The organism is Pontibacter arcticus (assembly GCF_003284895.1).
Taxonomy (GTDB): Bacteria; Bacteroidota; Bacteroidia; order Cytophagales; family Hymenobacteraceae; genus Pontibacter; species Pontibacter arcticus.
Genome location: NZ_QMDV01000004.1, coordinates 60667 through 74049 on the forward strand (window position 1 = coordinate 60667; position 13383 = coordinate 74049).

Annotated in this window: 8 protein-coding genes; 3 read left to right on the top strand and 5 right to left on the bottom strand. The window is 45.3% G+C overall.

The genetic code is table 11. The annotated features are described in order from the left end of the window. Window positions 1-19: 19 nt before the first annotated feature. Together DP923_RS13010 and DP923_RS13015 are read right to left on the bottom strand one after the other, a co-directional pair. Complete coding sequence (locus DP923_RS13010) at window positions 20-2530, bottom strand: PspC domain-containing protein (protein ID WP_112306314.1); 2511 nt, start codon at window positions 2528-2530, stop codon at window positions 20-22. A gap of 2 nt (window positions 2531-2532) precedes the next feature. Next, entirely contained in the window at window positions 2533-2871 is a 339-nt protein-coding gene (locus DP923_RS13015) for a PadR family transcriptional regulator (RefSeq protein WP_112306694.1), read from the bottom strand. Window positions 2872-3145: 274 nt separating this feature from the next. On the opposite strand from DP923_RS13015, the gene DP923_RS13020 reads away from it, so the two are divergent. Beyond that, window positions 3146-4243 carry a putative type IX sorting system protein PorV2 gene (locus DP923_RS13020; protein WP_125047731.1) on the top strand — a complete coding sequence of 366 codons (1098 nt, stop codon included), beginning with the start codon at window positions 3146-3148 and terminating at the stop codon, window positions 4241-4243. 28 nt (window positions 4244-4271) lie between these two features. Further along, window positions 4272-9341 (top strand): putative type IX secretion system sortase PorU2, encoded by a 5070-nt coding sequence (porU2, locus tag DP923_RS13025; RefSeq protein ID WP_112306315.1) that lies wholly within the window; start codon window positions 4272-4274, stop codon window positions 9339-9341. A 98-nt stretch (window positions 9342-9439) separates the two neighbouring features. Here the strand turns inward: porU2 and DP923_RS13030 are convergent, their stop codons facing one another. The 3 genes from DP923_RS13030 to DP923_RS13040 are packed head-to-tail and all read right to left on the bottom strand — an operon-like array spanning window position 9440 to window position 12090. Continuing rightward, a complete protein-coding gene (locus DP923_RS13030; protein WP_112306316.1) occupies window positions 9440-9925 on the bottom strand; it encodes a dihydrofolate reductase in 486 nt (161 codons plus the stop codon). After that, entirely contained in the window at window positions 9922-10860 is a 939-nt protein-coding gene (fmt, locus tag DP923_RS13035) for a methionyl-tRNA formyltransferase (protein ID WP_112306317.1), read from the bottom strand. The genes DP923_RS13030 and fmt overlap by 4 nt, the downstream gene beginning before the upstream one ends. Window positions 10861-10863: 3 nt before the next feature. Further along, window positions 10864-12090: an exo-beta-N-acetylmuramidase NamZ family protein gene (locus DP923_RS13040; RefSeq protein WP_112306696.1), complete on the bottom strand. Its 1227-nt coding sequence runs from the start codon at window positions 12088-12090 to the stop codon at window positions 10864-10866. A gap of 65 nt (window positions 12091-12155) precedes the next feature. Here DP923_RS13040 and DP923_RS13045 point away from each other — a divergent pair, with 65 nt between their 5' ends. After that, window positions 12156-13364 (top strand): ABC transporter permease, encoded by a 1209-nt coding sequence (locus tag DP923_RS13045; RefSeq protein WP_112306318.1) that lies wholly within the window; start codon window positions 12156-12158, stop codon window positions 13362-13364. Window positions 13365-13383 lie beyond the last annotated feature (19 nt).

The following is a 13383-nucleotide window of genomic DNA, read 5'->3' on the forward strand; positions in this document are numbered from 1 at the left end:
TGATCAGAAAGTATAAATTTTATTTCCGGTTAATTTTACTTGCTCCGGAAGCATCAATTGTAGTGTTTCCAGGGTTGCCGCGGTAACTGATGTCGCTGGCACCTGAAGCATCGGCCCGTAGCGTAGAAACAGCATAAACATCGGCTTTTGTTACCCCACTGGTCTCGATGGTTACTTCATCAGCCTTTAGTTGGTTTGCATCTATCTTGCAGGCACCGGAAGCATCCAGTTTCAGCACCTCGGTAGTGCCTCTGAAGGATGTAGTAGAAGCACCGGCAATATCCACCTTCAGGTTTTGGGTGCGTACATTCACAGCCGCTTTGGTTGCGCCATAAAAACCAAGCTCCAGGTTGTTTCCTGATATGTTTCCGATGTCAGCTTTGATAGCTCCGCTTAAATCTATTTTGCTGAACTCAGGCGCTGTAATCAAAATCAGGATAGGGTCCCGGTCATCAAACAGTTCGATGGTTTTATCTTCGAACTCGATGTTCAGTTCGCTGCCACGCTTGCTGATCTCCATTCTGTTGATATCGCGTCCTTTGCCTTGTACTTTTACGCTATATGTGTTTCCTTGTCTGATCTGCACATGGTACGGGCCGCCTATACTTACCTCGTCGAAATCCTTGTAGTCAAACGTTTGTGTGTTGCTGCTGTACTGGCCTTTATCCAGCAAGGCACTTGTGCCTACATTCAGGCCATCCATATCAATGTCTACATTTACATTGGCATCCTCGTAGCTATTATCGGTTTCTGTGTCAAGCGTGTCTGCAGCGCAGGTTAAGCACTCCAGCTGGTCGCCTTTTACCTGCCAGGTATTGCGGGCAATTTTGGCGTTGCTGTATTCCTGCATAAACGTGGCAATTGGCAACATGTAAATAAAGTCTTCTGTCAGTCTGATTTTTTTGTTCTTCGGAAGCATCAGCTTTATTTCCAGGTCCTGATCGCGGAAAGCGGCACCTTTTTTAAACTGGTACGCATCATCGAAACGGATAACAGAGTCTTGCTGCACCACGCGGTACGTTACCATACGGGCATGTTGTTTTGCTTCTTCTTCGGTTCTGCCTTTGGCTTCTATCGTCTGGATAATCTCGATATTATCGCCGTTGTGTTCGCGTACATCCACATAGATATGATCGAAGCTATCGCCGGTATCATACGCATCCAGGGTTACGGTTTGGTAGGCTGTTACAGGTATTACCTTGGTTGTGGTTATCTCGCCGGAGCGTTTAAAGTTAGTGGCATAAGCGGCAATGCTGGCAATCATAATAATAAGTGCTACCAACCACAATCCGAACATCGACCAGCCTACAATCGGGCGTAGGAAAAAGCGTTTGGCCAGTAACCCGATCGCTAGAAAAATCAGAAAGATAAGCGGGATCAAGCCTACCAGAAAACCTGTAACCAGTCCGAGCCGGGGGAAGCCCTCCAGAAACACGGAGGCCGGAAAATCACCGAAAGACATGTATTCAGAATTTTCAATAGCCCCTATACTTATAAAGAAGGTTGTAAACAGCGCGATAAGCAGACCGATAGACGTAGCCAGTAAAAATACGCCAGCCCCGATACGGATGAGTGTAACCAGGAACGCAAGTACAGGTCCAAGGGCTGTGCCCATCCAATTAAAGATCTGCGCAATAAGACGGATTGGCAGTAATATTATTTTTGCCAGTGTGTTTTCCTCGCCATTATGATCTTTCATGTTGAGGTTATCCTTCAGCGTTCTTTCAATACCAGCCAGTGTAACCGGGTCGCCCTGCATCTGCATACGTTCTGTAAGCGTGGTAGCGAGCGGTACAGCTATCCAGAGCACAATGTAAAGGATCAGGCCAAACCCACCGAGGAAAAACGAAACAAGGAACAGGATACGGATCACGGCTACATCGGTGCCAAAATACTTGGCAACACCACTTGCCACACCGGCCAGTTTCTTATCGTCAGGGTCGCGGTACAGTTTCTTAACAGTAGTTTCGGGTAGCTGGTCGTTTTGCGGCATGGCTATCCAGAGTATGATGTAGATAAAGATGCCCAGGGCTGCAGAAATGCCTGCAGAAAGGATGCCCAGCACCACAAACAGAACAAAAAACAGTCTGATCCAAACCACATCAATGTTCAGGTAATTGGCAATACCGGAGCACACACCTGCCACTACTTTGCGGTTAATGTCGCGGTATAGTTTCTTAGGACCAGTGTTGTAAGTCTGATTTTCTGAGTACACCGTAGTAGTTGAATCAGCACCGGTATAGGGTATTTCCTCATCCATCGGCTCCAGAATTTCGAAATCGGTAACACCGCCCATCTGTGCAATCAGAGCCTGTACATCTTCCTGTGTAATGACCTCTTTGCCAGGTGCCAGGCGCATCGAGAAGATCTCCGCAATGCGACCTTCTATATCAGCTATTATCTCTTCATGCCCTTCGTAGTTCGAGAAGTATGTTCTGATGGAGGTTAAATAAGCTCTTAACTGTTCGTATCCGTCCTCCTCAATATGAAAGATAATGCCTTGCAGATTTATACTTATGTTCTTTTTCATGGTTAAAGCGCTTTCTTGTTTTGGATGATGAATTCAGTGGAGTCTACCAGTTCCCGCCATGTTTCCCGGAGTTGCATCAGAAAAGCAGTGCCTGTCTCGGTGAGCGTATAATATTTTCGTGGTGGCCCTGAGGTAGATTCTACCCAGCTATAGTCGAGAAGCGATGCGTTTTTGAGGCGGGTAAGCAGGGGGTAGAGTGTACCCTCCACAACAATCATTTTGGCTGCTGTAAGCTCTTCCAACATATCAGACGCGTAGGCTTCACCACGAGAGATAATCTCAAGAATGCAGAATTCCAGAATTCCCTTCCGCATCTGCACTTGTGTGTTTTCTACTTTCATGATGGTTCCGTTTATTGTTAAGGCAAATGTAATATAAGGTACTATGTAAAACAAGGTACTGTTTAAAATTATTTACGATACATTTTTAAAAGGGTTTATACTTCTGCGGTTTATCGCTAATAATCAGTAATTTTGGTACAAAATATACTTTCTGAAAACTCAACTAAATTAGCTTATAAGGTGTTAGGGGGTGAAAACTGCCAAACCATACTATATAGTTAGTTAGGCTCTCTGTGCTGATAATTTCAAAATGAATAAAACTCTACTTTCTAGTATGCATATTTTTTCTCTCCGTTTGATACTGCTGGCTGCGCTTTGCATAAGTTCGCTGGCAGTGCATGCACAGGTATCTACTCCAAAGTATAGCAATGAATTCCTGAACATCGGGGTGGGAGGCAGAGCGCTGGGTATGGGTAATGTGCAGTCTGCCATTGCCAGCGACGCCACGGCCGGCTACTGGAACCCGGCGGGGCTGCTGACTTTAAAAGATAAGTATAATGTAGCCCTGATGCACTCGGAGCTCTTTGCCGGTATCGCAAAAAACGACTTCGGGAGCTTTGCCATGCCTTTAGATGAGAAGAGTGCTTTAGGAATTTCCGTTATCAGGTTAGGTGTGGATGATATTGCCGATACCAGAAGGCTGCAGAACGAGTATGGCTACATTCAATATGACAGTATCAAGTTTTTCTCGGTAGCAGATTATGCGCTTATACTTTCGTATGCCCGCAAAAGCAACCTGATAGAAGGCCTGAGCCTGGGAGCAAACGCGAAACTTATTTACCGTAACGTAGGAGATTTTGCCAATGCGTATGGGTTTGGGATTGATGTCGGTGCCCAATTGCAGCGCGGCACCTGGCAGTTTGGCGTAATGGCAAAAGATGTTACAACCACCTTTACCGCCTGGACGCATAATGTAGAAGAGCTGGAAAAAGCCTACCTGCAAACCGGCAACGACCTTCCCGAAAACAATGCTGAACTTACCCTTCCCCGCTTAGTACTTGGTGTGGGCAAATCCTTTAAAATAACAGATCAATTCTCGGCACTGCTCGCAACTGACATCGACTTTACGTTTGACGGAAGGCGAAATGTGCTCCTGAAATCTGATGTCGTTTCCGTTGACCCGCATATTGGGCTGGAGCTGGCGTACGCGAATACCGTTTTTGTGCGCGGCGGCCTTAATAACTACCAGGAAACCCGAAATTTTAATGGCGGAACCGATAAGCGTGTGCAACCCAATTTCGGGATCGGCTTTAAAACCAATGGCCTTAACCTCGATCTTGCCCTTTCCCGCATTAACGATAAAGAAAGCAATTCCATATCCAGCGCCAGCACCTCTTCTGTTATAGTTTCGCTTGGATATTCCTTTAATTAAGCATCAACATTGTTTAGCTGAAAAGCCGATGATAAATTTTACTCCCAAAAAGCAAATCTGCTTTGCCCTTTTTTTTATTCTTTTCGGCTTGTTGTCCGGTGCAGCCCAGGCCCAGACAAATTTCGGAAACGAATGGATCAGGTTTGACCAGCCCTACTATAAGATCAAAGTTATTAATACTGGCCTGCACCGCCTTAGCTATGGTTATTTAGATAGCCTTGGTTTGGCAAGTGTTAATCCTAAGCATCTCCAGCTTTTCAGAAGGGGGCAGGAGGTAGCCATTTATGTTGCTGGCCAAGCCGACGACCGCCTGGATCAGCAGGATTATGTGGAGTTTTTCGGAGAACGGAATAACGGCGCACTCGACGCTGAACTATATAAGAATCCAGCTCATCAGGTGCACCAGCTTTATAGTTTATATACCGATACGGCTTCTTACTTTTTAACAGTAAGCCCGCAGGGTGGCAAGCGTATGCGCGAAATCAATCCTGCAATCGAAGGTCGCACGCCGGAACCTTATCATCTACAGAAAATTGTGCAGGCTGATGCACCAGGGGGTAATTTAACAACCTACTATCCTGGTAAAAAGTATGGCGAAAACACCTTGCCTTGGATGGATGCGGGCGAAGGAAATATTCCTAATACATCAAGATTTGAGAAAACCTACAATATAAATTCAATTACGGATATTGAGCCATCCGGACCTAAGCCATACTTAAAATATGTAGCCTATGCCCGAGGAAATATTACTCATAATTTTGCTATTAGGGTAACTAATACAACAAATATTACACGTGAAATAGCCCGGCATGTACTTGTTGGCGATGGACATGTAAGTGCTGGTTCAGTTTTGGAATTCTCTGATATTTCAGGAGGCCGAGTAGCTGTAAAATCTTTGCCTGATGCGCATGAAACAATAGAAAACCAAATAAGCGTTGCCTTATCAGTACTAACCTTTCCGCAGAAAAGTATTTACAAGGCCACTCCTATTTTTGTTTATACTGATTCAACAAAATCAACTAACCCGTATTATGAGTTTTCTGGCTTATCTGGTGCTGCAGTTCCTGCAAGCGTGGTAGCTTATGATGTAACTGATCCGGCAAATATCATCCGTATAGCTGGGTATAATGTAAATGGTAAAAGAGGGTTCGCAGTAGATGCAGAAGATCGGAGAAGCCATAAATTGTTACTGACCGACATATCCAGAACTTTTAAGCCTGCCGGCAAAAAGAGCAAAGTAGAATTTAAGCAGATAGACCCGACAGCTTACGACTATCTTATTGTTTCAAACAAAAGATTTTTAACCGCGCCCGAGCAATATGTTGCTTATAGAGCTTCTGCTGCAGGTGGTGGTTACAAGCCTTTAGTTGTCATGATAGACGATCTGATCGACCAGTTTCATTACGGGGAATATTCCGCTGTAGCAATACGGAAATTTTCGGAATTTATGCTTACCTCAGGAGCGCCAAAGCACTTGCTGCTCATGGGCAAAGGTATAACAGTAAATAAAGGTAACTTCAGAAGCGCAACTGTTAGAGCCTTGGATTTTGTTCCGGCGGGAGGGGTGCCGGCGTCTGACATTCTATTCACAGCCGATTTCAGAAATAACTCCTATCATCCTAGAATTTCAACGGGCAGAATTACCGCTACAAAACCTGATGATATACTTAACTACCTGCAAAAAATAAAGGAGCACGAACAGCTCTCTCAAACTGAAGCATGGCGAAAGAATATTCTGCAGTTAGGAGGAGGATCGCGACCAGATGAAATAGCCCGTATCGGTTCCTACCTGACAGGCTACAGGCTACAGGCCGAAGGACCTCTGCTGGGAGCGTATGTAACTGAAAAATACAGACAAAACGTAAGTGAGGTGGTAGAGTCTGTTGATGTATCCAAAGAGATTAACGCGGGCGTATCGCTTGTTACCTTCTTTGGGCATAGCTCACCTGGTACAACGGATCTGGATATCGGGTATGTCTCTAAAAACCTGGATTATAAAAATGAAGGCAAGTACCCGGTAATCTTAATGAACGGGTGCAGCGCAGGAGATGCCTTTCTGCCTAATAGTGTTTCATTTGGTGAAGACTGGTTACTGACGCCCCGCAAAGGAGCCATTAACATGATTGCTCACGTAGAATCGGGTTATGACAAATACCTGGATATCTACTCAAAGAACTTCTACGCAACAGCTTTCCAGGAGCAGGCGCACTACGGAAAACCGATTGGAGAGGTACAGATAGAAACAATCAGGAAAGTTGCTAAAAGCACTCCAACTAATACGGCCACTACAGAAGGAGGCATTACAACAGCTATGCTGCTGGAAATGGTGATGCAGGGCGATCCTGCTGTACGCATGTATACGCCGGATAAGCCTGATTATACTTTTAATGGCAATACGCTTGAAGTAAAAACAGATAAGAATGAGCCGGTAACTGCCTCATCCCCGAAATTGAACATCAAAGTTAAAGTCGACAACAGAGGTAAAGCTTTGCCTGATGAGGTAACTGTAAAAATCAAACGGACCCTTAGTGATAATTCGATTATCGAGTCTGAGCCCATCAAAGTAGGAGCTATTCTTAAAAAGACTATACTGGAGCTACCTGTCAACAATGAAGGTATTAATGCGGCAGGGATGAACAAGTTCGAAATCGTATTGGATAGCCCGAATGCGTTTGACGAATTTGATGAAAACAATAACACCGGTAATTTTGAGTTTTACTTCCCTGTTAGTGGGCTTACTGCCATTACTCCTGCAGATAATGGCATTGTTACAGAAAGCAATGTTAAAATAATAACCCAGTCAACACAATTGGATGAGAGCCGCCTTGGGTACCATTTTGAAGTAGATACGATTAAAACTTTTAAAAGCGGAGCTAAGCAAACCTACACGACCGGTAACGTCCAAATGCCAACCTGGGAACTTAACCTGGCATCAGTTAACGGAAGTATAGACAGTACCGTGTATTACTGGCGGGCGCGCTTTCAGAATTATGCGGTAGGCGAAGATACCGTATGGGCTGGCGGTTCTTTCAGATTAATCAAAAACGGACAGCATGGCTGGTCACAAAGCCATCACGATCAGTTTATAACAAACACTTCGGAAAAAGTAGAAAGAGCGGAGCGGACAGAGGATAAGTGGCAGTTCTCACCTCTTCGGGTTGAAATAGGTGTTAAGACTGTTGGGAGCGGGTTAAAATTCAGTAGCCCTACACATGGTATTTTTTTCCAGAACAGAATGGAATTACTGCCTCCGTGCGGTGATCCGACGGTTACGTCAAACCCCATATTTTATATGATGGTGGTTAATGACAAAACTCTGGAAGCAGTAAGCAATTTAGTACCGCAGGTAGCCTGCGCTTATTACCCGATTGTTTATCAGTTTGTGATAGCTCTGGATAGCAAAGGGGCCCCGACAGCAGCAGGGAGAACAAGCCTTGCCAGGATGGAAGAGTTTCTGAACACGGTTCCGGAAGGGTATCATGTAATAGGCATGAGCTTAAATAAAGTTGCTTTCCAAAGTTTCCCGGTTTCGTTAAAAGAAGCATTTGGCAGGATTGGGGCCAGCAAAATAAATGATGTAAAGGATGGTTATCCGTACGGTATAGTAGGCCGTAAAGGTAGCGCGCCGGGTACGGCACAGGAAATGACGGCTATCCTTGACCCGGCATTACCAGCCCCAACGAGTCAGGAAATTAACTTAAAAGTTAACCTTCTTTCCAAGCAGACCCAGGGTACGATTACTTCTACACTAATTGGGCCCGCTCTGAAGTGGGGAACGCTTTACCACAACATAGAGCGCTACAAAGCGGGCAACGATAGTTATACCTTAGATTTGATTGGTGTTGATGCTGATGGCAAACAAACATTACTGCAGCAGGACATCAAAAATAAAGCGCTTGACTTGTCCAATATAGATGCTAAAAAATATCCTGCGTTGCAGTTGAGAGCAGCTCTTGCGGATACGGAAGAACGTACTGCGCCACAATTAAAACAATGGTTTGTTTATTACGATGCTGCCCCGGAAGGTGTCGTGAGGCCGGATCTGGTAAAAGCAGACGAGCAGACGATTACCGAACAAGCCAGAAGCGGAAGTATAAAAGTGCCCATGGCCTTCGAGAACATCTCCGGTACCGCCTTCCAGGATTCGATCACAGTGCAGGTAACCGTTTCCGGGGATGATTTGCCTGCTGAAATGAAGACTTTCAAAATTAAAGCAGCTGCTGCAAAAGAGGTGGTATACTTCGATTACAGTATGTCTACTTTAGGACTTACCGGCAATTATAAACTGAGCTACTATGTTAACCCTAGAATCTTAGCTGAGCAGCAATACTTCAACAATATTTATGAAGTAAGCTTTAAAGTAGATGGCACCACACACCCGGTGCTGGATGTGGCTTTTGATGGCGTGCATATCATGGATGGCGAGTTGATTTCGCCGAAACCGGTTATAAGTATCACGGTGCGGGATGAAAACCGCCATAAATTCCTGAAAGATCCTTCGACAATGTCGGTTGTGATGGTGAGGAAAGATGAGGATGGTCAGGAAGAAAAAGAAGAAATTTCGCTGGTTAACAATCCGCAGGAAGTTCAGTTTTTCCCGGCAGATGAGAAGAACGATTTTAGGTTAGAATATAAGCCAAAAGTACTGGCCAACGGAAAGTATATGTTGGTGGTACAGGCGAAAGATGTAACCGGAAAAGCATCGGGCTTGTCGCCTTACCAGATTGGCTTTGAGGTTGTAAACGAAGCATCAGTTACCAATTTCTATCCATACCCGAATCCGTTCTCTTCTAAAACGCAGTTCATCTTCACCTTAACAGGCCAGCAGATTCCGGAGAACATGAAGATCCAGATCATGACGGTAACTGGTAAAGTTGTAAAAGAAATCATGAAGGAAGAGCTCGGGCCATTGCGCATCGGTAATAACAAAACAGAATATGCCTGGGACGGAACCGATACCTACGGAGATAAGCTGGCCAACGGCGTATACCTGTACCGCGTGGTCATGAGCAAAGTAGACGAAGAAATGAAGCACCGCAACTCGCGCGGCGATAAAGCTTTCAAGAACGGCTACGGTAAGCTTTACATTCTGAGATAAGCACACAAAGTATAAAGTATAAAAAAAGCGGCTGGATAAATCTCCAACCGCTTTTTTTATACTTTATACTTTTATCAGTAAGCTTAAATCATACTTTTTTATTTACGCCTGAACTCCTGGAAAGTATAGCTATACTTGTTTTTCTCATCCGGTCTGTGGTTCTCTTCGGATACAAGTTCCCATTCATTTTCAGAGAGAGCCGGGAAGTATACATCGCCGTCAAAAGTATGATGTATGCGGGTTAGTTGCACCACATCTGTATGAGGCAACGTGAGTTTATAGATTTCAGCGCCGCCGATTATACTTACCTGCTCATCCAAGGCCTTCGCTTTTTCCAAGGCTTCTTCCACAGAATGCGCGATGATGCATCCTTCAGCAGTATAATCTTTTTGGGTGGTTATGATAATGGAAGTACGGCCCGGAAGCGGCTTGCCAATTGATTCAAATGTTTTGCGGCCCATTAGCATCGGGTGGCCCATCGTCAGGTTTTTAAAGTGGCGCAGGTCGGCAGGCAAGTGCCAGATCAGGTTATTATCTTTCCCGATCACATTGTTTTCGGCGGCGGCTACTACAATCGTTATCATGCTGTTTCCTGTTTAAAAGTATAACCTCGCAGCAAATCCTGCACTGGCATCCGTTTTTTCCCTTCCATCTGCAAATCCAGTATAGCTAAAGCGCCATCGGCAGTTTGCACATGCAGGTAGGTTTTGTTATCCGTGATCAGGTGGCCTGGCTCAGACATATAAGCTGCGTTTTCCAGGACTTCGGTTTTAAAAATTTTAAAAGTTTTACCATCAAAGCGGGTCCAGGCGGCAGGGTAGGGCGAGAGTCCCCGAATAAAGTTGCGCACAGTTTTGGCCGGTTGGTTCCAGTTGATCTCGCAGGTTTCTTTAAAAATCTTGGGTGCATGTTTGGTTTCAGAAGTGGTTTGCTGTGGCTGCGGTTGCACGTTACCTTGCTCGATAGCCTGCACCGTCCGGATGGCCAGGGTAGCACCTTCATACTTCAGTTTCTCATACATACTTCCGAAATCATCTTCCTCCAACACAGGCACGCGCGTCTGGAAAAGCAGGTCGCCAGTATCAATCTCGTGCTTCAGGAAGAAGGAAGTGACGCCTGTTTCTTTTTCGCCATTAATAATAGCCCAGTTGATAGGCGCAGCCCCACGGTATTGCGGCAACAACGACCCATGTATGTTAAAGGAACCCAACTCCGGCATCGCCCAAACCACCTCCGGCAGCATCCTGAAAGCAACCACAATCTGTAAATTTGCCTTGTAGCTGCGGAGTTCTTCTAAAAACGCTTCTGACTTTAAATTGGTGGGCTGCAGCACAGGTATACTTTGCGAAACAGCATATTCCTTAACCGGCGACTGCTGAATTTTCTGACCGCGTCCTGCCGGTTTATCTGGTGCGGTAATAACGGCGGCTATCGTATAGTTGTGCTCCACGAGCGCTTGTAAAGTAGGCACAGCAAAATCTGGTGTGCCCATAAAAACGATGCGTAATTCCTGGTTCATAGGTTAGTTAACGTCGGGGTAAAGCAAATACTGCTTGCGTAATTTCTTATATACTGCTAAAGCCGGCTCCCAGCTGGCTCTGATTTCAGCTTCGGTTTTGCCTGCTATGATCTGCTGGCGTAAAGCGGTTGTTCCTGCCAGTTTCTCAAAAAAGGTATTAAAGAATTTGGCCTGATCTGTAGAGTTTTTGTAGAAATCAAGCAAATAGGTAAGCGTGAAAGGTTGTGCATCGGATGGCTGCGTTAAATCCAGGCCATAGCAAACCTGGTTTTTGTAAGGCGGTTCGGCAGCGCCCGGCATACTTTCAGGCGTAAACGAGAAGCTTTTGTTTTTATAGTATGGGCTCCCAATTACCTGGAAAGGCATTTCCGTGCCACGGCCCACACTTACGTTTGTTCCCTCAAAAAAGCAAAGCGAAGGATACAGGGCAATAGCTTGCGCGTTAGGTAAATTAGGCGATGGCTTTACGGGCAAAGTATAAGCAGTAGCATGTGTATAACCCACTACCGGAATAACTGTGATATTTGCCTGACGTTGGCCTTCCAGCCATTTTTCGCCGTTAATCATCTGGGCCAGTTCACCAACTGTTAAGCCGTGCACGATCGGTATCGGGTGCATGCCCACAAACGATTTGTGTTCAGGCTCCAGCACCGGGCCATCCACATAGTGCCCGTTCGGGTTAGGGCGGTCAAGTATAAGGACGGCTTTGTTGTTTTCGGCAGCGGCTTCCATTACATAATGCATCGTGCTGATGTACGTATAAAAGCGCGTGCCCACATCCTGGATATCAAACAGCAGCACATCAATATCTTTTACCTGCGCTGCGGATGGTTTTTTGTTTTTACCGTAGAGCGAAATTATGGGCAGGCCAGTTTTAATATCTTTTGCATCTTTTACGTATGCACCTGCATCGGCTTCGCCCCGGAAACCATGTTCGGGTGCAAAAATGGTAACTACTTTTACGCCATGACTAACCAAGGTATCAACCAAATGCGATTTGCCAACAACTGATGTCTGATTGACCACTAACCCGACGCGCTTGTTTTTCAGCAAAGGCAGGTAGCGTTCCAGTTGTTCAGCGCCGGTTTTCAGCACCGCAGCTTGTGGTTTTGCAGGTGCAGTCTGAGGTTGCTGCTGCACTTCCGGTTGTGTGGCAGGAGCTTGTTTGGGGGAACAGCTGCCAAAGGCAAGCAGCACCGAAGTATAAAGTATAAGTAAAGGCTGTAGCATCGTCATAAGGAAGAAGTCAAAATTCATACCTATCTTTAAGGCAGTTTAGATTAGAAATAACGCGAGTGAACATCTCCAGGTATATATCCGACAAAATATCAGAAGTACAGGCCGGCTCGTTTACGACATCGGTTACAAAAATAGCAATTATCAGCATAGCAGCCGGCATTGCCATCATGATTGTGTCCTTTTCTATTCTGGAAGGTTTCCGGAACGAGATTAGCCAGAAGATTTTCAGTTTTGGAGCACACCTGCAGATCAGCAAATACGACACCAATAACTCCTATGAGGGTGCACCGATCAACAAAAATATTGGCCTTTCGGATTCTATCCCCGGCGTAAAAGACATCCAGTATTTCGCCCGCAAAACTGCTATTATCAAATCAGAAGAAGAGGTACTTGGTGTTGTGTTGAAAGGGGTGGACAGCAAGTATAACCTGAAGGCAATGGAGCAGAACCTGCTGGAAGGGCAGCTGATTACATTTAGTGATACGGCTTCTTCCAAAGAGGTGCTTGTAAGTCAGCGGATTGCCAGCAAGCTTAATCTGAAAGTTGGGGATGAAGCTATTTTCCACTTTATCCAAAACCCGCCACGCGCCCGTAAACTAAAAGTGAAAGGCATTTTTAATACAGGCCTGGAGGAGTTTGATGAAGTTTTTGTGATTGGCGATATTGCCCTGATCCGGGAGCTGAACAGGTGGCCTGATACACTGGCTGGTGGCGTCGAAATTATTTTGCATGATTTTAACCAGATCGACCAGATTGCCGAGGTAGTATTCGACCAGATGAACTATGACCTGCAACTCATCAAAATTACAGACCAGCACGCTCAGTTGTTCGATTGGCTGAAGCTGTTGCGCAAAAACGTGGTTATTTTCCTGGTACTGATCATTTTTGTAGCCACTTTTAACATGGTTTCCACGGTGTTTATCATGATCATCGAGCGGATAAATATGATCGGCGTGCTGAAAGCGGTAGGCGCTACGGATGCCCAGATAAGGCAGGTCTTCTACTTCAGGGGGCTTAACTTAACGCTGAAAGGAATGCTTTGGGGGAATGTAATTGGCATTGGGTTCTGTGCGCTGCAACATTACTTTAAATTTATTCCTTTAGACCCTGAAAATTATTACATGGATACCGTTCCGATCAGTTGGAACATCGGGATTATACTTGGCCTGAACCTGATAACGCTTATTTTAACGATGCTGGCCATCCTGATACCAGCCGCTATGGTCTCCAGAATTAAGCCGGTAAAAGCAATTAAATTCGATTAACGAGCTTTCAGCTTAAAGT

Excerpts from the sequence above, each read along its gene's own strand:
- DP923_RS13010 (WP_112306314.1), bottom strand. The coding sequence starts at position 2,530 with ATGAAAAAGAACATAAGTATAAATCTGCAAGGCATTATCTTTCATATT.
- DP923_RS13015 (WP_112306694.1), bottom strand. The coding sequence starts at position 2,871 with ATGAAAGTAGAAAACACACAAGTGCAGATGCGGAAGGGAATTCTGGAA.
- DP923_RS13020 (WP_125047731.1), top strand. The coding sequence starts at position 3,146 with ATGCATATTTTTTCTCTCCGTTTGATACTGCTGGCTGCGCTTTGCATA.
- porU2 (WP_112306315.1), top strand. The coding sequence starts at position 4,272 with ATGATAAATTTTACTCCCAAAAAGCAAATCTGCTTTGCCCTTTTTTTT.
- DP923_RS13030 (WP_112306316.1), bottom strand. The coding sequence starts at position 9,925 with ATGATAACGATTGTAGTAGCCGCCGCCGAAAACAATGTGATCGGGAAA.
- fmt (WP_112306317.1), bottom strand. The coding sequence starts at position 10,860 with ATGAACCAGGAATTACGCATCGTTTTTATGGGCACACCAGATTTTGCT.
- DP923_RS13040 (WP_112306696.1), bottom strand. The coding sequence starts at position 12,090 with ATGCTACAGCCTTTACTTATACTTTATACTTCGGTGCTGCTTGCCTTT.